Origin of the sequence: Cetobacterium sp. (genome assembly GCF_051653945.1) — a bacterium.
In the GTDB taxonomy this organism is placed as follows: domain Bacteria; phylum Fusobacteriota; class Fusobacteriia; order Fusobacteriales; family Fusobacteriaceae; genus Cetobacterium_A.
The window spans coordinates 1-19,109 of sequence record NZ_JBOFXD010000048.1; the positions used below are offsets into that span (position 1 = coordinate 1).

Genomic DNA, 19,109 nt, shown 5'->3' on the forward strand with positions numbered 1-19,109 from the left:
TTCTACACTCTTCTATTGAAATTACCATAGGTAACATTATTTTAATATATCCAAATGCTGATGCTCTTAAAAGCGCTCTAAACTGTGTTTTTAAGATTTCAGGTCTATCTAGACATATTCTTAAAGCTCTCCATCCTAAGAATGGATTTTCCTCATGTGGTAGCTCCATATACGGTAATGATTTATCTCCACCTATATCCATTGTTCTAATTGTTACTGGATATGATTTTCCATTTTCATCTTTCATTGATTCAGCAACAATTTTATAAGCTTCAAATTGCTCATCCTCTGTTGGGAATCTATCATTTGCCATAAATAGAAACTCTGTTCTATAAAGACCAATTCCATTAGCACCATTTCTTAGAACTCCTGCAACATCTTTTGGAGATCCTATATTTGCCCAAGCTCCAACAGTTATTCCATCTTTCGATGTAGCTGTTTTATCTTTTAATTGCTTTAATAACTCTTTTTCTTCTAAATATTTCTCTCTTTTCTTTGAATACTTTTCTACATCCTCTTGTGTAGGTTCAATTATAACATCACCAGTTAAAGCATCAACTATTATCGAAGCTTCATTAGTTACTAATTCAGTTATATTTCCAGTTCCAACTACTGCTGGAATCTCTAAAGATCTAGCCATAATAGATGAGTGAGCTGTTTTTCCACCAATATCAGTTATAAATGCTACAACATTTTTTAAGTCTAATTGAGCAGTATCTGATGGAGTTAAGTCTCTTGCTACTACAACTGAATTTGCAGGAAGTGAAGATAAATCAACAATATCTATTCCTACTATGTTGTATAACCATCTTTTAGCTATATCTCTTAAATCTGCTGCTCTTTCTCTTAAATACTCATCTTCTAAGTTTGCTAACATATCACAATATCCGCTGATACCTTGCTCTAAAGCATTTTCTGCTGTTATTTTTTCATCTTCAATCAGTTCTGTTACTTCATCAAATAGATCTTCATCTTCTAATAATGTTATATGTCCATCAAATATTGCCGCTTTATCTTCACCTAGTTGTCTAGCTGTTTTTTCTCTAATTTTTAATAATTGCTCTTTAGTTTTTTCTCTACCTTCGATTAACTTTTCTTTTTGAATCTCGATATTTGAGCATTCGCTCTTATCTATGAAAAGCTCCTCTTCTTTATATAAAAATACTTTTCCTACTGCTACCCCTGGAGATGCGTCTATACCTTTTACAAATTTTCTCATATTTTATCTCTCCCAAAACTTTAATTTTTTGACAAAAAAAAGGACAGAGTCACCCCCATCCTTCTCACACTTTAAACTATCGTCCTATTTATTAGTCCTTTAGATTTTCAAGTAGGTGAGCTAACTTCTCAACTGCTTCGTTCTCATCTTCTCCTGCAGCATGAACTGTTATTTTTGCACCTTTTTTAATTCCTAAAGAAAGTAATTTTAGTAAAGATGTTCCTTTTACTTTTTTTCCTTCTTCATTTTCTAATTCAATTTGAGATGTAAATGTTTTTGCTAAACTTACAAATTCGTTACCAGGTCTTGTATGTAGTCCTGTTTCATTTTTAATTTCAACTGTTTTACTTACCATAATCCTACTCACCTTTCTACATTTATTGTTTATTATTATATAAAAACATAAAGTTTAAATCTATTATTCTAATATAGAATACTTAATTTTCAAAATTTTGTCAATTTTTATTTTGAATTGTTTTTTTGTCATAAAATGTTCATTTTTAAGTCTTTAATTGTGTATTTTATGATAGTTTAGCTATTTTATACACTCTGATTTAACATATTTAACATTTTGTTAAATCTACTCATTAATAACTCTCTCAATATATTTTTTTATTGTATTAAAATAGATTTTTTTTGATTTTCTTTTCATAGTAAGTAAGAAATTCACATCTATATTCTCTTCTAAAGAACAAAGTTTAATAGCTTGCTCCTCTATTTTTAATTTTTCATACTCATCATACTCGTCAAAAACCTTTAATATATCTACAGATATATCAGTTTCATCAATCAATTCTTTTAAACTATTTATAACTGGTTTTTTAACTGTTCTTCTTGCTTGATTTATTTTCTTTTTACTTATTAGTCCTTTTTCTTTAACAATATTATTAAATAAAGTTAAGTTTTGTTTTGAAACATCATTTTCTTGACTTAAGAGATTTTTTAGAACACCATTTATATATTGAACTAAAGTTGTTTTTATATTAGAATTCAGATTTTTATATATAATTTTTAAAACTTCAATTAAGATAATCTCTCCCTCTTCTATAAATATTTTCTTTATCTTTGTATCTGTTCTTTTATCCCAAGATCTTGAAACATATATATTTTTCTTAGCTTTTTGAATATATTTTATTACCTCATCTGGATAAATAAATTCATTATTCTTTTCAATTTTTTTTACAACGTCTTTTTTTAATTCTTTTTTATTTTCTACCTTTAATTTTTCATCTTTTTTTAATTTTTCATCTATAATTTCAACAATTTCAGCTTCTTCTATATCATCAGAATTAAAATTAGATTTCTCAACATATTTTTCTTTCTCTTTTGAATAAGTAATCTCTTTAAGCTTATTTGATTTTGAATTTTCTATAAATGACGAAACATGACATTCTCCATCTTTTTTACTATTAAATTTATAAATTATGTAATATGTATCCTCACTCTTATCTTGATACGATTTATAGTACTCTACATATCCAAGTTCAACTAATACATCATACGCTTTTTCAACTCTTTTTAATACCTGTTTCATTCTACAAAGAACATAAGTTTTTGTATCCCCATTTTTATTTACTCTTTCCGTTGTTTGTTCTGTTTTTAGTGGAATAATTGCAGCTATTGTTCTTAAGTTTATTCTATCTTCTTGTTTTTCATATCTAATTTTACTAATGTATTTATAAATTCTTCCAGCTATAGGGTCTTTTGCTAAAATTTCCATTAAAGCTTTGGAATTATATTTTATATATCTTTTATCACTAATTTTTTTTCTTATATTTTTATTAAGAGTAACTCTATAGTATATTTTTTTACCCTTTTTTAATTTCTGATAAGTTAAAAGTTTAAATTCTTCATCTTCAAATTTATACTTCCCTAATTTTGTATGATTTGAAACAACAAATTGATACTCTGTATTCTTCAAATTCTTTAAAGCCTGTTCAACTTTTGTGTAATAAGTTCTATTCATTTTATTTCCTAAAAAATGAACTATAAAGTCTGAAATTTCAAATTCAATATATTCATCCTCATTATCTAAATCTTTTTTAGCTTCATAAGTTGAAATTAAATATGTATATATTTTTTCTTCAAAAATAGATGGTTGAAATACTTTATCTCTTGAATCTTTAGCTACCAATGTACAATACATAGTAACACCTAAGTCCTCAAAAGAATATTGAAAGTTTACTCTTTTATTTTGTTTTTGAGGAGTAAAAAATGGAAAAACAATCATTTCGACAGGTATATTTATTACATTATCTTTTAAATTTAAAAAATTTCCAGTTTCTTTTATTATAACTTCTCTAACTTCAATATCTGGTAATTGATTTAATCTTATATCAATTTTGGTTATATCTGTTAAAAGTGACCCTGTAGATGTTATGTTAAAATTTTCTACGATATCATCTTTTTCTTTTTTCACCTTCTTTTCCATTAAAAACCTCTCTAATAATTTTATAATACCAAATATGTATATTAACAGTAATAAATATATTTAGCGTAATATAATATACCATTTTTTCTGTATATTAACAATAATATTTTTTTGTTTTTTAATCCCCTTATAAAATAAGGTTTTTTAATTTTTAAATAAACATAACCCTATTAAAATAACAGGTTTCTTTTATGTATATAATCAATAATATTTTTTCAATTATTAAAAAGCTTATTTTTATTGAGTTTTTATTACTTTCTAAATTTAAACCTCTTATAAAACAAAGGTTTCTTTTGTGTATACTCACAATAATATTTATTTTTTTCATAAACATGTTGATTTTTCTATATTTATAGATTTAATAATTTAAATAATCCCTGTAAAATCGTACTTTTCTTTTATGTATATAATCAATAATATTTAATAGGTATTGATTTTATTGGATTTAAATGAATTAAGTAATATAAAATGTCAATAAAATCAACATCTTCTTAATTGTATATAAGCAATAATATTTTTTTATATATAAATTCTTTAAAATCAATGCCTTAACGTATGTTTTTTTTCTAACTTAGTCTGTACATATAACATTATACAAAAAACAAAAAACAACTATATGCGCATATACCAAAATATATTTCAATTTATCTTTTTATTTAAATTTTAAGATTAAATTTTTATTTATGAGAATTTACTTGACAAAACTCAAAATTTCTTCTAAAATATTTATCTGAAATATAGATATTTTTAGGAGGTGAAAAAATGAAAAGAACTTACCAGCCAAATAACAGAAAATACAAGAAGGATCACGGATTTAGAGCTAGAATGGCAACTAAAAACGGAAGAAAAGTATTAAAGAGAAGAAGAGCAAGAGGAAGAAAAGTATTATCAGCATAAAACCCGGTGATCTAAAACACCGGGTTTTTAAAGATTTAAGGACTATTTTAGGGAGTTAAATATTATGATTAATTTAAAAAAAAATAGGGAGTTTCAAAATGTTTATAATTATGGAAAAAAATCATTTGGATATTACTCTCTTATTTTTTTTAAAGCAAATGAAACAACTGAAAACAAATTTGGATTTGTTGTTAGTAAAAAAACTGGAAATGCAGTTTGTAGAAACAGATTAAAAAGATTATTTAGAGAGTATTGTCGTTTAAATGAAAATAACCTAATGGCAGGTTATGACATAATTTTTGTTGCAAAAAGAACAGCTGGAGAAAAATTTAAGACTTTAAGTTTTGAGGAGATGAAAACAGATCTTGACCGTGTTCTTAAAAATTCTAAGCTACTTAAAAAATAGTTTAGTATATATCTTGAAAAAAACTATCTTGATTTTAATAAGATTTTATCAAAAATATATTTCAATATTTTTGGGGAAAAACTGTATATTTCAACCTTCTTGCTCAAAATACATGTATGATGCAATTGAAATGCATGGAGTTTTTAAAGGAGTGTATTTGGGAATATTAAGAATTTTAAGGTGTCACCCATATTCTAAAGGCGGATATGATCCTGTGCCACCGGTTAAAAAATGCGGAGGAAAAAAATAAAATGGAATTTTTATACAAAATATTTGAACAAATATTGCTATTTATAAATGGGATTACAGGAAATTTCGGTTTAGCTATAATAGGATTAACAATATTAATAAAAATAATATTATTACCGTTAACATTGAAACAAGATAAATCAATGAAAAAAATGAAAGAGTTACAACCAATATTAGAGCAATACAAAGAAAAATATGGTCATGATAAAAATTTATTAAACCAGAAAACAATGGAACTTTATAAAGAAAAAAATGTAAATCCGGCTGGAGGATGTTTACCACTATTAGTTCAATTACCTATTTTATGGGCACTATTTGGTGTTTTAAGAGCTGAAAGAGGAATCGTTCCTGCTGAATCATTCTTATGGATGAATTTATTACAACCGGATCCTTATTATATATTACCTGTTTTAAATGGAGTTGTTGCATTCATTCAACAGAAATTAACAGGAACAGACAGTAATCCACAAATGAAACAAATGATGTATATATTCCCAGTAATGATGGTATTTATCTCTTATAAAATGCCAGCAGGATTACAAATTTATTGGTTAACATCAAGCTTTGTGGGAATAGTACAACAATATTTCATAATGAAAAAAGGAGACTAAGACTAGAGTTATGGAAAATATAATTGAAATCAAAGCAAGTAATAGAGAGGTTGCTATTACTAGAGCTGTAAAAATATTGGAGGTTACTGCTGATCAAGTTGTTCAAGTTACTGAATTAGAGAAGCCTAAGTCGTTCTTTGGTTTTTTTGCTAAAGATGGATTATATAAAGTTGAAGTTAGCAGAGAAGTAGAAGCTGAAGAAATTAAGATTTCAGGTCCAGAAAAAGATGAAGTAATAAAAACTACTATAAAATCAGAAACTAACATAGAAGCAGAGCAAGAAAAAAGAGAGTCAAAGAAAGAATTAAAAGAAAATAGAGAAAAAGAGATAATAAAAATATCTCAAGAGTTATTAAATAAAATGGGACTTGAATTGGAAGTTGAAATTCTAAGACTAGAGGGTAGAAATTGTGTTATAAACCTTTATGGAGAAGATAATGGAATAATTATTGGAAAAAAAGGAAAAACATTAAATAGCTATGAATATCTATTAAATACTTTAATAAAAGATGTTAGAATAGATGTTGATGTAGAAGGATTTAAAGAAAAAAGAAACGTAACATTAAGAGATTTAGCAAGAAAAATGGCAGAAAAAGCTATGAAAACTACTAAACCTATAAAATTAAATCCAATGCCACCAAGAGAAAGAAAAATTATACATGAAGTTGTTAATAAATATTCAGAATTAGATACTTATAGCGAAGGAAAAGACCCTAAAAGATATATTGTTATTAGAAAAAAGAAATAGGGGTGAGTTATATGTTTGATACTATTGCTGCCATTTCAACTCCAAGAGGAGAAGGTGGAATAGGAATTGTTAGAATGTCAGGAAGTGATTCCTTATGTATACTAACAAAAATATTTAAACCTATGTCAAAAAAAGAAGTTAGCGAACTTAAAAATTTTAGTATTAACTATGGACATCTTTATGATGGAGATGAAATTATAGATGAAGTTCTAGTTTCGATAATGAAAGGACCTAACACTTATACAAAAGAAGATATTGTAGAGATAAACTGTCATGGTGGATTTCTAATTACAGAAAAAGTTTTAGAGCTTGTTTTAAAAAAAGGAGCTAGAATAGCTGAAATAGGTGAGTTTACAAGAAGAGCTTTCATGAATGGAAGATTAGACTTAACTCAAGCTGAAGCTGTAATAGATTTAATACATGGAAAAACTGATAAAAGTATATCATTATCATTAAATCAACTTAGAGGAGATTTAAGAGAGCAAATTGATATATTAAAAAAACAACTTTTAGATGTTTCTGCACATGTAAATGTAGTTTTAGATTATCCTGAAGAAGGAATAGATGATCCATTGCCACATGATTTAGTAGAGAATTTACATAATGTTATAAATACAACAGATGCTTTAATTAAATCTTATAATAAGGGAAAAATGATTAAAGAGGGTGTAAAAACAGCTATTGTTGGAAAGCCAAATGTTGGAAAATCAAGTTTATTAAACTCTATTTTAAGAGAAGAAAGAGCTATTGTAACTCATATAGCTGGAACTACTAGAGATGTTATTGAAGAAGTTGTTAATCTGAATGGAATTCCTTTAGTTTTAGTGGATACTGCAGGAATAAGAAAAACAGATGATTTAGTAGAAAACATAGGTGTAGAAAAATCAAAAGAGTTAATTGAAAAGGCAGATTTAGTTCTTTTTGTTGTTGATAACTCAAGAGAACTAGATGAAGAAGATTTAAGAATTCATGAGAGAATTCATGCCGATAAAGTTATAGGTCTTATAAACAAAACAGATGTTGAATCTAAATTAGATATAACACCATTAACAAAAATAAAAAAATGGATAAAAATTTCTGCATTAGAAAAAATAGGAATAGATTCAATGGAGAAAGAGATATACAAATATGTTGTTTCTGGTCAAGTTGAAGATAGTTCAGAAAAATTAGTTATTACTAATGTTAGACATAAGTCAGCATTAGAAAAAACTAAGCAAGCAGTGGAAAATATATTTGAAACAATAGATATGGGATTACCAATGGATTTAATCGCTGTAGATTTAAAAGAAGCTTTGGATTCGTTGTCAGAGGTAACGGGAGAGATTAGTAATGAAGATCTTTTAGATCATATCTTTAGTAATTTCTGTGTAGGAAAATAAAAGGTATTAGCCACAGATTTATTGTCTGTGGCTATAATTTTTTTGATGTTTATTTATGTATATGGACAAAAATAAAAGGAGAAATATATGACTTTTAAATATGATGTAATAGTTGTTGGCGGAGGGCACGCTGGAGTTGAAGCTGCTTTAGCAAGTGCTAGGCTGAATAGGAGAACACTACTTTTTACATTGGCATTAGATAATATAGGGATGATGTCATGTAACCCATCAATAGGTGGACCTGGAAAAAGTAATTTAGTTGCAGAGATAGATGTTTTAGGTGGAGAGATGGGAAGACATACAGACCAATATAATCTTCAGTTAAAACATTTAAATACAAGTAAGGGTCCTGCTGCTAGAATAACAAGAGGACAGGCTGATAAATTTTTATATAGAACAAAGATGAAAACGTTACTTGAAGAAACTGAAAATTTAGATATTATGCAGGATAGTGTAGATGAACTTTTAGTTGAAAACGGGATGATTAAAGGAGTAAAAACAGCTTTAGGAATTGAGTATTTTGCACAGACAGTTGTACTAGCTACTGGAACTTTCTTAAAGGGAAGAATAGTTATAGGAGATGTAAAATATCCTGCTGGAAGAATGGGTGAAAATTCAGCTGAAAAATTATCTGATAGCTTACAAAAGAATGGAATACATTTAGAAAGATATCAAACAGCAACTCCTCCAAGAATAGATAAGAGAACTGTAGATTTTTCTGTTATGAAACCACTTTATGGAGAGGAACATCCTAGATATTTTTCTATATATACACAAAAAGAAAAAAATAATGTAGTTCCAACATGGCTAACTCATACTTCAGAGGAAACTTTAAATGTAACGAAAGAGATGTTAAAGTTTTCACCAATAGTTTCTGGAATAATTGAAACTCATGGACCAAGACATTGTCCATCTTTAGATAGAAAGGTTTTAAACTTTCCAGATAAATACGACCATCAAATATTTTTAGAGTTAGAGTCAAGTGAATCAAATGAGCTTTATGTAAATGGATTAACAACAGCAATGCCACCATTTGCTCAAGATGCTATGTTAAAATCTATTAAAGGCTTAGAAAATGCTAAAATAATGAGATATGGTTATGCAGTGGAGTATGACTATGCACCTGCATCACAGTTATATCCAAGTTTAGAAAGTAAAAAAATAAAAGGGCTATATTTTGCAGGTCAGATAAACGGTACATCTGGATATGAAGAGGCAGCAACACAAGGATTTATTGCTGGAGTTAATGCAGCAAGAAAAACGATAAATAAGCAACCTGTAATTTTTGATAGAAGTGAAGGATATATAGGAGTATTAGTTGATGATATCATTCATAAAAAGACACCAGAGCCATATAGAGTACTACCATCTAGATCTGAGTATAGATTAACACTTAGATTCGATAATGGCTTTATGAGACTATTAGATAAAGCTGAAGAGATTGGAATTGTTCCAGAAGATAAGATTAATCATTTAAAAAAATGTAGAGAAGATGTATATAAAGAGATTGAGAGAATTAAAGAAACAAAAGTTCCTATGAAAGATGCTAATGAATTATTAGAAAAAAAAGGAATAGAACAAAGATTAACTAAAGGAGTTCAAGCTAATGAGCTTCTTAAATTTAAAGAGGTTTCATATGATGATTTAGCTCATTTATTACATATTCCTGAATACCCTGAATTTGTAAAAAATCAAATTGAGACAATGATAAAGTACGAAGTATTTATCGAAAGAGAAAGAGAGCAGATAGAAAGATTTAAAAAATTAGAAGCTTTAAGCATTCCTGAGGATTTTGACTTTGATACTGTAAGTGGTATTTCGAATATAGCTAAAGCGGGATTAAAAGAGATTAAACCTCTTTCAATAGGAGAAGCTTCAAGAATAAGTGGAGTAACAGGAAATGATATAGCGTTACTTTTAGCAACTTTAAAAAAATAATAGTACTACGGACAATAATAAAAACTGTAAAGATAAAGTTAAATGACTTGTATTTACAGTTTTTTTTGTTATACTTATAACTATAAAATAAATTTTGGAGGAAAAATAGTGATTATTAGTGATTATCATATACATAGTAGTTTTTCTGGGGATTGTATAGAAGATTTAGATAAAATTTGTGAAAGAGCAATAGAATTAGGGATTCAAGAGATTGCAATAACTGATCATATGGATTTAGATGTAATTGGAACAACTGACAGTAATGATTTTATATTAAATTTAGATGAATATGTTCCAACGATTTTAAAATTAAAAGAACAATATAAAAGTGACTTAGATATAAAATTAGGGATGGAATTTGGAATTCAAAGACATCTAGGGGAAGTTGGAGATAAAATTATAGAAAAATATCCATTTGATTTTATAATATCTTCTGTTCACAGTGTGGATAAATTACTTTTAGATCAAAAGGAATTTTGGGAAAATAAAACGAGAGAACAAGCTCATGATAAATATTTTTTTGAAATATTAAAAAGTGTAGAAAACTTCAATAGATTTAGTGTTCAAGGACATCTTGATTTCATTACAAGATATGGTGGTATTGACAAAAGAGGTTTTATAGATTATATAAAGTATCAGGATATTATTGATGAGATCTTAAAGAAAATTATTTCTAAAGGGAAAGGTATTGAAATTAATACATCTGGAATAAGATATAATGAGAATAGATTTTATCCATGTGATGACATAGTAAAACGTTACTTTAAACTTGGAGGAGAGATTATAACAATAGGTTCAGATTCACATAGAGCATCAGATTTAGGTAAAGATTTTAAAAAAGCATATGATTTTTTAGAAAGTATAGGTGTAAAATATATTTCATCTTTTGATCAACTTGATGTATCTTTTAAAAAAATAAAATAATTTTCTTTAAGAGAAGGTGAGTATGAACAAAAATAAAAAGAACAGAGGGCTAACCTTTTTAGAGACAATAGCATGTGTTGCTATTATTTTTATAGTTAGCTCTTTTTTATTTTATAAAATATTAAAATATAATGAGAAAATGGACCTTGAAAAAAGTAGACGTATTATTCAAACTTTTTTTATTAAATATACTATGAGATCTCTATATGAGAAAAATAAATATCAGATAGAGATTGATATGTTAAATAAGAATTTAAATGTAAAAAAATTAAATAGTGAAATTATAGAAAAATTATATCTTCCTGAGAAATTAAAATACGAAATAATTTATGATAATAGTAGAAATCAAAAGTTTAAAGTTGATACAACAAAAAATGGAAATTTAAGTAAGGCTTTTACAATGTATATATTTGGTTATAAAAATCAAGTTGAAAATAGAGTTGCATTTTACACATTTCAGAAAGAAAAGGTTTTAAAAATAAATATATACTTAAATAGAGCTGTAAAAGATGTTAATTACGATAATATATTAAATTATCACTATTCACAAGATGGCCAAAATAGAATTGGCTGGATGGAGGAGTAATGAATTTAAAGAGCTATTTTTTTATAATGATAATTTTTACGATTGTATCAATAAAAACAACATATGGGAATCGAGTTTTAATTAAATATGTAAAAGTTTCTACAAATGAGAACAAAGTTCAATTTAGAGTATTAAAAGTTGAAAGGAGATAATATGGGGGAGAATATCTATTTTAAAAGAGAAGTTTTTGAAATAAGGGATTTTAATGAAATAAAATACAATAAAGAAGATATTCTAGAGTTTTTAAATGAATTAATATTTTATAGTTTAAAAGAGAATGTTTCAGATATACATATAGAATCAAAAGAGAGCGATATCAAAATAAGAGTTCGTATAGATGGTATCTTAAAGTACTATCAAGATTTAAGTAAAAATTTTGGATTAAAATTAATGACCAAATTGAAATTAATGAGTGAGCTTGATATTGGAGAGAAAAGACTGCCTCAAGATGGTAGATTTAAAGCACAATACAAGAATGAAAAAATAGATTTTAGAGTTTCATTAATTCCAACTATATTTGGGGAAAGATGTGTCTTAAGAATATTGAAAAATAATATATCTGAGGTTTCTTTAGAGAATTTAGGATTTACAAATGAAAACTTAGTTAGATTAAAGGAACTTTTAAATAGAAAAAATGGATTATTATTATTTTGTGGACCAACTGGGAGTGGAAAGACAACAACTCTTTATTCAATAGTAAACTATTTAAATAATGAAAAATTAAATATAATTACAATAGAAGATCCAATAGAGTATCAATTTCCAAATATTAATCAAATTCAATGTAAAAATGAGATAGGATTAGATTTCTCTATAATACTAAGAAGTGTTTTAAGACAGGATCCAGATGTTATATTAGTTGGAGAGATAAGAGATAAAGAAACGGCAGAAATAGCATTGATGGCTTCTTTAACTGGTCATTTGGTTATAACTACTCTTCATACAAAAGATGCAATATCAGCTATTGATAGGTTAATCAATTTTGGAGTGGATAAGTTTATCATTGCAGCTGCTATAAATGCTATTGAAAGTCAAAGATTGGTTAGAAAAGTGTGTAAAATATGTGGCGGTAAAACTGAAAGTAATTGTTGTAACGAGGGCTTTAAAGGTCGAGAAGTTGTAGAGGAGATAATATTTTTTGATAAAGAGATAAGAGATATTGTTTTGAATAAAGGTATAAAAGATTTAGAGGTTTATTTAAAGTCAAAAGATTTTAAAACACTTTTAGATAATGGTTTTATAAAAGTAGCAACTGGAATTACAACAAAATCTGAAGTTTTAAGAGAGTGTTTAATATGATGTTATATAGATGTCTTATTCTGGATAAAGAAAAGGAGCAGATAGAGGATATATATTTAGAAAGAAATAAAAAAATACTTTTAAATAAGTTATTTAAAGAGGAGAAAAAATTAATAAAAATTTTAGAAATACAATTTGAAAGAAAGATTAAAGAAAAAGATTTAGAGAAGATATATTTTAAAATAGGAAGACTATTAAATGCTGGACTTTCTTTAAAAAAATCTATAGAGTTTCAAAAAAATAGTTGTAAAAATTTAAGTTTAAAATTTAGAATTTTTAATCTTTATAAGAAATTAGAGAAAGGAGAGGATATATATGAAATTTTAAGGAGTGAAAATTTAATAAAAGAAAGAGAGCTTTTAATAATCTATGTTTCAGAGAATGCTGGAAAAATAGGCGATGGTTTTTTAAAAGTTGCCTATTTAAAACAAAAAAAAGAAAAATTGAAAAACGAGTTAAAAATAGCTTTATCATATCCAACTTTTATCTTATTCATATCAACAATAATAATACTTTTAATTTTTTACTTTATTGTACCTAATTTTCAAATATTATACGAAATAGAAATAAATAAATTACCATTTTTAACAAGAATAATTTTAAATATTCAACATATCTTGAACAAGTTTCCCTACACGATAATTATAATAATTTGTGTAGTTTTTTTTTCTATAAAATTTTTTCATTTAAAAAAGCAATTACAAAAAGTATCTTTTATAAAAAAGTATTTATTGGAAAAATATATAATAAATATTTTAGAAAATTTATCTCTATTATTAGAATCAGGAATATCCATAGATAAGGGGATAGATATAATTTTAGAAAATTTAGATAGTGGATATCTAAAAAACAAGATGTTTATATTGAAAAATATAAAAAAGGGAGAGTTGCTCTCAGAATGTTTTAAAAAGCTCAATATATTATCTTTAGAAGAGATTGATATGATTAAAGTTGGGGAGGAAAGTGGAACTGTCGAAATGGTTTTGAAAGAGATTTCTTTGGTGAGAGATGAGGAGTTAAATAAAAAGATAAAGATAGTTTTAAAATTATCAGAACCTATTTTATTATTGTTTGTAGGAATATTAATAAGTGCATTTGTAATTGGTTTATATTTACCTATATTGAATATGAGTGATATTTTTGAAATTTAGGAGGTTCAATGAAAAAGAAAAAAAGCAAAGGGTTTAGTGTAATTGAAATAGTTTTAGTTTTAGGTGTAATAGGTATTTTAAGTAGTTTTATAGCTCCAAAAGTAAGAGATTATTTAGCTCTTGCAAAGGATTCAAAAGCAATAAATACGCTTCAAAGTTTAAGAATGGCGAATGAAACCTACTATTTAGAAAATGGAAATTATCCAAGTTCAAAAGATAATAATATGAGTGAGATTTTAGTAGAGTTATCAAAATATGTGGGAGATAAATTTGAGTTGGTAGAAAATGAGCTTTTAATAGATATTGGAGGAAGTAAGGAGAGTGCAGAAACTAAAGAGATAAAATATGGTGGAAAAGTAAAAGTAGATTTAAATAGTAGTAAAGAGTTTATATTAACTCCTCACGGAGATACATCTGATTTTAATATAAGGGGAGATGAATGGTCAAAGTTATAGTGTATTTTTTTATAGTAGTAATTTTATTAGAGATAACAATAAGAGATATAAGAGAAAAAATAATTTTAAATAAAAGTAATTTAGGCCTACTTTTTTTAGGAGGAGTTTTGGGTTTCTTAGAAGGAGATTTTCAAGAAAGAATTTTAAGTGCTGCATTATATACATTACCTTTTATATTAATATATGGATATGGAAGTGATATTTTAAATAAGGAGTGTATAGGAATGGGAGATGTAAAGTTAGTTACAAGTTTAGGATTTCTTCTAAAATTTAATACCGTTTTCGATATATTAATTTTTCTAAATATAAGTTTTATTACACCATTGATCTATTTAGGAGGAAAATACATATTTTTTAAAAAATTAGATAAAGATATAGCATTTGGACCATTTTTAATTTTGTCATATCTTTTAGTTATAATTAAGGGAAATTATGAAAAATGGTAGAAAAGGAGGAACGTATTTAGAGGTTTTGATAAGTTTGGTTATACTATTAGTAGTTTTAAATCCGCTATTATATTCTCTAATATATTTAAAAAAAGGATTTAATAGATTAAATGAGTTTAATAATTTAGAAAATGAAATAGAAAAAATTAGATCATTTTATAAAAATCCGTTGAATATAAACGATTATGTTTCTTCAAATGAAGAGTATACAATAGATGTAAAGAGAAAGAAAATTTATGAAAAGATATACGAATTAGAGATAAAAGTGGAGAAAAACAGCTTAAAAAGAGAGAGTAAATTATATGTATATAGACAAAAATAAAGGATTTTCAATAGTAGAAATATTATCTACTTTAGCAGTGATTACAATTATTTTCCAAATTTTATTTTATTATTTAAAATATATAAATATTGAAAGAAAACTAGAGATGAATAGATTTCGTTTTAATAAAAATATGAAATTAATATTAGAGGGAATAAATACATCTATATATGAATCATTGGAATATAAAATATATAATTTAGACAAAGTAAATTTTTATATAGATTATTCTAAACTATCTTTAAAAAATGGAAATACACTTATAGTTGAAAAATATGTCCCTGGAGAAGAATCTTATTCAGATATAGAGATATATTACTCTGAGGGGAGTACTATTACATCTTTTTCTGGAAAGCGTAAAAGAAAAAACGAGATATATGTAGAGCTAGGAAGTAGAGAGAGTGTTATAAAAAATTTAAAAGTAAACTTCAGTTTAGAAGATTATGGTGTTTCAATGGAGGGATATTATTTAAATGAAAAATTTAAAAAAGAGTTTAAAAAATAATGGATATATTCTTCCGAGTATTTTATTTATTCTTACTCTTTTAGTTTGGTTATTTTCTATAAGTTTACTTAGTTATAGAAATGAAATTGATAATTTATCCTCTTTAAAAATATCAAATGATGACTATTGGATAACAGAAAATCTTTCAACAGTAGCAGAGTATGAAGTTTTTAAAGGAAATAATTCAATTGAAAATGGTGATTATAGAGATATAATTGAGTATTTTGAAGATAAAAATCTTATTTGGATTGATACTAATGAAATTTCTAAAAGTGGTTATAAAAGAGATACAGTCAAACAAAATGAAAAAATTATAGAAGATAAATTAAAATTTATTCCATTTACAAAAAATATTTTTGAAATAAAATTAGTTAAGGTTATAGATATAGAAAAAAATCAAATAGAAATTAAAATTGATTTATTTTATGAGTATTTACAAGGAGAATCTGATTTTTTTAAAAGTTATAAAAGAGAGATAAGGGGAGTTGAGGCGAGATTAAAAAATGAAAATATTAGAAATTAGCGATAGAGGAATAAAATTATTAGAAGATGGAGAGATAATTAATCAAGGTTTATTTCAAGATGAAGAGGAGATTCCAAGAGAGGTAAATGAGTTGTTATCTATATATGAAGTTTCTGATGAAGTAATATTGAAAATAAAAATTGTTTTAGACAATGAAATAATTCTTCAAATAAAAGAGATTATTAGTAAGAAGGGTTGGTTATTAAAAGAGCCTAAAGTAATAGGAAAAAAGATTAAAGTATTAACAATAATAATACTAACAGTAGAGTTTATTTTTGGTTTAGCTATTTATTTAAGAAATTACAAGTTAGATACGGAAAATTTGAATTTAAAAAAAGAAATTATTAGTCATAAGAAAAATTTAAAAGAGTTAGATATTAAAATTTCAGAAGTTTCCTTAAACGAGGGTGAAGAATTAAAATTTAAAAAAACTAAAATTGGGGATATTTTAGTTTTTTTATCAAAAGCATGTAAAAAATCTGATGTAAATTTGGAGAAAATAGAGTTTTTGGAAAATAAAATAATATTAAATGGAACAGGAAAAAATATAAATAGTATATTTAAGTTAAAAAAATATTTATCAATGGATAAAAAAATTGTTGAATCAAAATTTGATTTTATAAAAAAAGAGGGGGAGATTTTATATTTTTTAATGGAGTTAGAGACAAGTTAAAAAATTTAAATTTAAAAATTAAAGTTATACTTACAATAATAAATTTTTTAATAATATATTTTTTATTATTTAAACCGATATTACTTTTAAAAAATAAATTTGATATAAGAAGAAAATTAAAAGTAGAGCTTAAAGATTTAAAAAATATAGAAATAGAAAAACAAAGAATATTGAAGAGAAATAGTGACGAAGAACAAATTTTAATTTCAAAAAAAAATGAATTATTAGAAGAGAAACAAAGGTTAATTTTCAATAATGAATATGATGTTTTCAAATTTATTGATGATATTTCAAATGAAAATAATTTAACAATTGAGGTAATTGGAAGAGAAGTAAAAGCAGTAAAAAGTTTAGATGATATAGAGGGAACTTTTTTTTATCAAGGGACAGGAAGAGAAGTGGATATCTATAATTTTATATTACAATTAGAAGAAGATAAAAGATATATAACATTAAAAAATGAATCTATACTGATAGAAATAAATAATAATATTTTAGATTTAAAAATGAATGTTATGTATATATTCAATAATAAAAAAGAAAATTTAGATTATGATTACTATAATGATGGGACTTTTAAAAAAAATAAAACAAGAGAAATTGGTAAAAAAAGGAGGTCAATTTAAATGAAATATAAAATTTTTATATTATTTATTTTCATATATTTTACTAATTTCTCAATGGAAACATATCCAAAGGAGTTAGATTTAAAGGATGTTCCTATTGTAGATTTATTTGCTCATCTTTCAAAATATTCTAAATATACAATGATTGGAGATAGCTATGTAAAAGATATAGTAGTTGATGGATATTTTAAAAAGGGGACATCTATAGATGAAATTTTGGGTGTAATGGAAGCAACATATGGACTAACTAAAATAAAAAACGGAAAAACTTTAATATTTCGTGGAAGAAAATCAGAAGATAAAGATATGCTCGTTGGAAAAGTATTTGATAAAAATACAAATAAAGAGTTAAAAGGAGTAAAAATAATTTTAAAAAGAAGGGAAACTATTGAAGCCTATTCAGGAACTTATGGAGAATATTTAATAGATAGTATTGTAAAGGGAACTTATTTTATCTCTATTTTATCTGATGATTATACTTATAATGGAGATTTTTTAGAGATAAAGGATGGAGTCAATAAATTTGATTTTTATATAGAGAGAAAAAATTTAAATTTCCCTAAAAATATCCCTCAAGAAAGGGAACAAAAAAACAAAAAAGATGATATAATAGAAAATATTTCATTGGAAAATTTAAATCATGAAGAGATTGAAAAAATAATAAAAGAAACTTTTGAAGATAAATTAAAAGTTTCAATTAGTTCTGGAAATAATTCTATAGTACTTTTTGGAAAAGGTGATATAGTTTATACTGCAAAAAATTTAATAAAAAAATTAGATAAAAGAAAAAAACAGGTTAGAGTTACTGCAGAGATTATTGATGTAAAAGAAAATCTTTTTGAAGAGCTTGGTTTTAATTGGGCATATGACACTCAAGGAAGATTATCTGATAAAAGTAACGGTATTTATTTAGAAACACTTCTATCGGGAACAGTAGATGGTTTAGGTGAGATAGTGGGAAGTTCTATAAATTTTATAAGTAAATTTAACAGTGGAAAAGATGTTTTAGATCTGACTTTAACTTTACTTGAAACGACTCAAGATCTAACAATCAATGCTTTGCCGTCAATAATACTACTAAATGGTGAAACTGGCGTTTTGAAAATGACAGAAGAAGTTATTGTTGGTCAAGATAAAGAGGAAAATACGAATAATGATACAGTTACGTATACCCCTATATTTAAAGAAGCTGGAATAATATTGAAAGTTTTACCGTACATAAAAGAAGATAATAGTGTGTATTTGGATTTAAATTTAGAAGCAAGTGATTTTAAATTAAAAAAATCATTAAAACCTAGTGATATTAACTCTGGAACGTTTAATGCAGATGGTGGTTCTAAAATATCTAGAAATTTGCAAACAAAAGTTAGATTAAAAAATAATGATGTAATTTTAATAGGTGGTTTAAAAAGAAAAATAGATCAAAAAATTAATAATAAAGTTCCTATTTTAAGTGAAATTCCAGCTGTAGGAATTTTATTTAAAAGTAAATCAAGTAGATTAGAACATACAGATTTATATATAAAATTAAAAGCGGAAGTAATAGAGGAGATTTAAAATGGAAAAAAGTAGATTAGAAGAGATACTTAAAAGTTTTCAAAATTTAAAAGTAGCAGTAGTTGGGGATATGATGTTAGATGATTACTTAATTGGATCAGTGGAGAGAATTTCCCCAGAAGCACCAGTACCAGTAGTTTCAATAAAAGAGGAAAGATTTGTAT

General features: G+C 25.4%; 23 protein-coding genes and 1 pseudogene. 21 read left to right on the top strand and 3 right to left on the bottom strand.

The annotated features are described in order from the left end of the window. The 3 genes from ptsP to ACRC8M_RS04640 form a co-directional block, all read right to left on the bottom strand. On the bottom strand, positions 1 to 1,219 hold a 1,219-nt coding region (ptsP, locus tag ACRC8M_RS04630; protein ID WP_438528078.1), incomplete at its 3' end, for a phosphoenolpyruvate--protein phosphotransferase. 91 nt (positions 1,220 to 1,310) lie between these two features. Next, a complete protein-coding gene (locus tag ACRC8M_RS04635) occupies positions 1,311 to 1,574 on the bottom strand; it encodes an HPr family phosphocarrier protein (RefSeq protein WP_023050032.1) in 264 nt (87 codons plus the stop codon). 225 nt (positions 1,575 to 1,799) lie between these two features. Beyond that, the gene (locus ACRC8M_RS04640; RefSeq protein ID WP_438528079.1) at positions 1,800 to 3,650 is read right to left on the bottom strand and encodes a replication initiator protein A; all 1,851 of its coding nucleotides are present in this window, start codon (positions 3,648 to 3,650) and stop codon (positions 1,800 to 1,802) included. A 762-nt stretch (positions 3,651 to 4,412) separates the two neighbouring features. Here ACRC8M_RS04640 and rpmH point away from each other — a divergent pair. The 21 genes and pseudogenes from rpmH to ACRC8M_RS04745 form a co-directional block, all read left to right on the top strand. Continuing rightward, positions 4,413 to 4,547 (top strand): 50S ribosomal protein L34, encoded by a 135-nt coding sequence (gene rpmH / locus ACRC8M_RS04645; RefSeq protein WP_023050045.1) that lies wholly within the window; start codon positions 4,413 to 4,415, stop codon positions 4,545 to 4,547. Positions 4,548 to 4,611: 64 nt separating this feature from the next. Next, entirely contained in the window at positions 4,612 to 4,953 is a 342-nt protein-coding gene (gene rnpA, locus ACRC8M_RS04650) for a ribonuclease P protein component (RefSeq protein WP_438528080.1), read from the top strand. A gap of 13 nt (positions 4,954 to 4,966) precedes the next feature. After that, a complete protein-coding gene (gene yidD / locus ACRC8M_RS04655; RefSeq protein ID WP_040406499.1) occupies positions 4,967 to 5,203 on the top strand; it encodes a membrane protein insertion efficiency factor YidD in 237 nt (78 codons plus the stop codon). A gap of 1 nt (position 5,204) precedes the next feature. After that, positions 5,205 to 5,813, top strand: coding sequence for a YidC/Oxa1 family membrane protein insertase (locus tag ACRC8M_RS04660; RefSeq protein WP_438526342.1), 609 nt, complete (start codon positions 5,205 to 5,207; stop codon positions 5,811 to 5,813). Between the two features lie 10 nt (positions 5,814 to 5,823). Continuing rightward, entirely contained in the window at positions 5,824 to 6,561 is a 738-nt protein-coding gene (gene jag, locus ACRC8M_RS04665) for an RNA-binding cell elongation regulator Jag/EloR (protein WP_438528081.1), read from the top strand. A gap of 11 nt (positions 6,562 to 6,572) precedes the next feature. Next, a complete protein-coding gene (gene mnmE / locus ACRC8M_RS04670) occupies positions 6,573 to 7,940 on the top strand; it encodes a tRNA uridine-5-carboxymethylaminomethyl(34) synthesis GTPase MnmE (protein ID WP_438528082.1) in 1,368 nt (455 codons plus the stop codon). Positions 7,941 to 8,027: 87 nt separating this feature from the next. Continuing rightward, a complete protein-coding gene (mnmG, locus tag ACRC8M_RS04675; RefSeq protein WP_438528083.1) occupies positions 8,028 to 9,878 on the top strand; it encodes a tRNA uridine-5-carboxymethylaminomethyl(34) synthesis enzyme MnmG in 1,851 nt (616 codons plus the stop codon). Between the two features lie 108 nt (positions 9,879 to 9,986). Continuing rightward, entirely contained in the window at positions 9,987 to 10,802 is an 816-nt protein-coding gene (locus ACRC8M_RS04680; RefSeq protein ID WP_438528084.1) for a histidinol-phosphatase HisJ family protein, read from the top strand. Positions 10,803 to 10,824: 22 nt separating this feature from the next. Further along, on the top strand, positions 10,825 to 11,388 hold the full coding sequence (locus ACRC8M_RS04685) for a hypothetical protein (RefSeq protein ID WP_438528085.1): 564 nt from the start codon (positions 10,825 to 10,827) through the stop codon (positions 11,386 to 11,388). Continuing rightward, entirely contained in the window at positions 11,388 to 11,540 is a 153-nt protein-coding gene (locus ACRC8M_RS04690) for a hypothetical protein (RefSeq protein WP_438528086.1), read from the top strand. The genes ACRC8M_RS04685 and ACRC8M_RS04690 overlap by 1 nt, the downstream gene beginning before the upstream one ends. 1 nt (position 11,541) lies before the next feature. Further along, positions 11,542 to 12,687 carry a GspE/PulE family protein gene (locus ACRC8M_RS04695; protein WP_438528087.1) on the top strand — a complete coding sequence of 382 codons (1,146 nt, stop codon included), beginning with the start codon at positions 11,542 to 11,544 and terminating at the stop codon, positions 12,685 to 12,687. Further along, the gene (locus tag ACRC8M_RS04700; protein WP_438528088.1) at positions 12,684 to 13,838 is read left to right on the top strand and encodes a type II secretion system F family protein; all 1,155 of its coding nucleotides are present in this window, start codon (positions 12,684 to 12,686) and stop codon (positions 13,836 to 13,838) included. The genes ACRC8M_RS04695 and ACRC8M_RS04700 overlap by 4 nt, the downstream gene beginning before the upstream one ends. An 8-nt stretch (positions 13,839 to 13,846) precedes the next feature. Continuing rightward, positions 13,847 to 14,293 carry a type II secretion system protein gene (locus tag ACRC8M_RS04705; RefSeq protein WP_438528089.1) on the top strand — a complete coding sequence of 149 codons (447 nt, stop codon included), beginning with the start codon at positions 13,847 to 13,849 and terminating at the stop codon, positions 14,291 to 14,293. After that, positions 14,278 to 14,739 (top strand): prepilin peptidase, encoded by a 462-nt coding sequence (locus tag ACRC8M_RS04710; RefSeq protein WP_438528090.1) that lies wholly within the window; start codon positions 14,278 to 14,280, stop codon positions 14,737 to 14,739. Before ACRC8M_RS04705 ends, ACRC8M_RS04710 begins: the two co-directional genes overlap by 16 nt. Further along, positions 14,726 to 15,061: a type IV pilus modification PilV family protein gene (locus ACRC8M_RS04715; RefSeq protein ID WP_438528091.1), complete on the top strand. Its 336-nt coding sequence runs from the start codon at positions 14,726 to 14,728 to the stop codon at positions 15,059 to 15,061. Before ACRC8M_RS04710 ends, ACRC8M_RS04715 begins: the two co-directional genes overlap by 14 nt. Further along, positions 15,042 to 15,566, top strand: coding sequence for a hypothetical protein (locus ACRC8M_RS04720; RefSeq protein ID WP_438528092.1), 525 nt, complete (start codon positions 15,042 to 15,044; stop codon positions 15,564 to 15,566). Before ACRC8M_RS04715 ends, ACRC8M_RS04720 begins: the two co-directional genes overlap by 20 nt. After that, positions 15,535 to 16,089 (top strand): hypothetical protein, encoded by a 555-nt coding sequence (locus tag ACRC8M_RS04725; protein ID WP_438528093.1) that lies wholly within the window; start codon positions 15,535 to 15,537, stop codon positions 16,087 to 16,089. The genes ACRC8M_RS04720 and ACRC8M_RS04725 overlap by 32 nt, the downstream gene beginning before the upstream one ends. Then, complete coding sequence (locus tag ACRC8M_RS04730) at positions 16,070 to 16,762, top strand: hypothetical protein (RefSeq protein ID WP_438528094.1); 693 nt, start codon at positions 16,070 to 16,072, stop codon at positions 16,760 to 16,762. The genes ACRC8M_RS04725 and ACRC8M_RS04730 overlap by 20 nt, the downstream gene beginning before the upstream one ends. A gap of 170 nt (positions 16,763 to 16,932) precedes the next feature. Next, positions 16,933 to 17,388 (top strand): hypothetical protein, encoded by a 456-nt coding sequence (locus ACRC8M_RS04735; RefSeq protein ID WP_438528095.1) that lies wholly within the window; start codon positions 16,933 to 16,935, stop codon positions 17,386 to 17,388. Next, positions 17,389 to 18,945: a type II secretion system protein GspD gene (locus ACRC8M_RS04740; RefSeq protein ID WP_438528096.1), complete on the top strand. Its 1,557-nt coding sequence runs from the start codon at positions 17,389 to 17,391 to the stop codon at positions 18,943 to 18,945. A gap of 1 nt (position 18,946) precedes the next feature. Then, a pseudogene (locus tag ACRC8M_RS04745) lies at positions 18,947 to 19,109 on the top strand (D-glycero-beta-D-manno-heptose-7-phosphate kinase); the annotation flags it as partial.

What these genes read in the sequence shown, in the direction of transcription:
- ACRC8M_RS04690 (WP_438528086.1), top strand. Translation starts at nt 11,388, where the DNA reads ATGAATTTAAAGAGCTATTTTTTTATAATGATAATTTTTACGATTGTA.
- ACRC8M_RS04695 (WP_438528087.1), top strand. Translation starts at nt 11,542, where the DNA reads ATGGGGGAGAATATCTATTTTAAAAGAGAAGTTTTTGAAATAAGGGAT.
- ACRC8M_RS04705 (WP_438528089.1), top strand. Translation starts at nt 13,847, where the DNA reads ATGAAAAAGAAAAAAAGCAAAGGGTTTAGTGTAATTGAAATAGTTTTA.
- ACRC8M_RS04720 (WP_438528092.1), top strand. Translation starts at nt 15,042, where the DNA reads ATGTATATAGACAAAAATAAAGGATTTTCAATAGTAGAAATATTATCT.
- ACRC8M_RS04730 (WP_438528094.1), top strand. Translation starts at nt 16,070, where the DNA reads ATGAAAATATTAGAAATTAGCGATAGAGGAATAAAATTATTAGAAGAT.
- rnpA (WP_438528080.1), top strand. Translation starts at nt 4,612, where the DNA reads ATGATTAATTTAAAAAAAAATAGGGAGTTTCAAAATGTTTATAATTAT.
- ACRC8M_RS04660 (WP_438526342.1), top strand. Translation starts at nt 5,205, where the DNA reads ATGGAATTTTTATACAAAATATTTGAACAAATATTGCTATTTATAAAT.
- ACRC8M_RS04635 (WP_023050032.1), bottom strand. Translation starts at nt 1,574, where the DNA reads ATGGTAAGTAAAACAGTTGAAATTAAAAATGAAACAGGACTACATACA.
- ACRC8M_RS04715 (WP_438528091.1), top strand. Translation starts at nt 14,726, where the DNA reads ATGAAAAATGGTAGAAAAGGAGGAACGTATTTAGAGGTTTTGATAAGT.
- jag (WP_438528081.1), top strand. Translation starts at nt 5,824, where the DNA reads ATGGAAAATATAATTGAAATCAAAGCAAGTAATAGAGAGGTTGCTATT.
- rpmH (WP_023050045.1), top strand. Translation starts at nt 4,413, where the DNA reads ATGAAAAGAACTTACCAGCCAAATAACAGAAAATACAAGAAGGATCAC.
- ACRC8M_RS04700 (WP_438528088.1), top strand. Translation starts at nt 12,684, where the DNA reads ATGATGTTATATAGATGTCTTATTCTGGATAAAGAAAAGGAGCAGATA.
- ACRC8M_RS04725 (WP_438528093.1), top strand. Translation starts at nt 15,535, where the DNA reads ATGAAAAATTTAAAAAAGAGTTTAAAAAATAATGGATATATTCTTCCG.
- ACRC8M_RS04685 (WP_438528085.1), top strand. Translation starts at nt 10,825, where the DNA reads ATGAACAAAAATAAAAAGAACAGAGGGCTAACCTTTTTAGAGACAATA.
- ACRC8M_RS04710 (WP_438528090.1), top strand. Translation starts at nt 14,278, where the DNA reads ATGGTCAAAGTTATAGTGTATTTTTTTATAGTAGTAATTTTATTAGAG.
- mnmG (WP_438528083.1), top strand. Translation starts at nt 8,028, where the DNA reads ATGACTTTTAAATATGATGTAATAGTTGTTGGCGGAGGGCACGCTGGA.
- ACRC8M_RS04640 (WP_438528079.1), bottom strand. Translation starts at nt 3,650, where the DNA reads ATGGAAAAGAAGGTGAAAAAAGAAAAAGATGATATCGTAGAAAATTTT.
- mnmE (WP_438528082.1), top strand. Translation starts at nt 6,573, where the DNA reads ATGTTTGATACTATTGCTGCCATTTCAACTCCAAGAGGAGAAGGTGGA.
- ACRC8M_RS04740 (WP_438528096.1), top strand. Translation starts at nt 17,389, where the DNA reads ATGAAATATAAAATTTTTATATTATTTATTTTCATATATTTTACTAAT.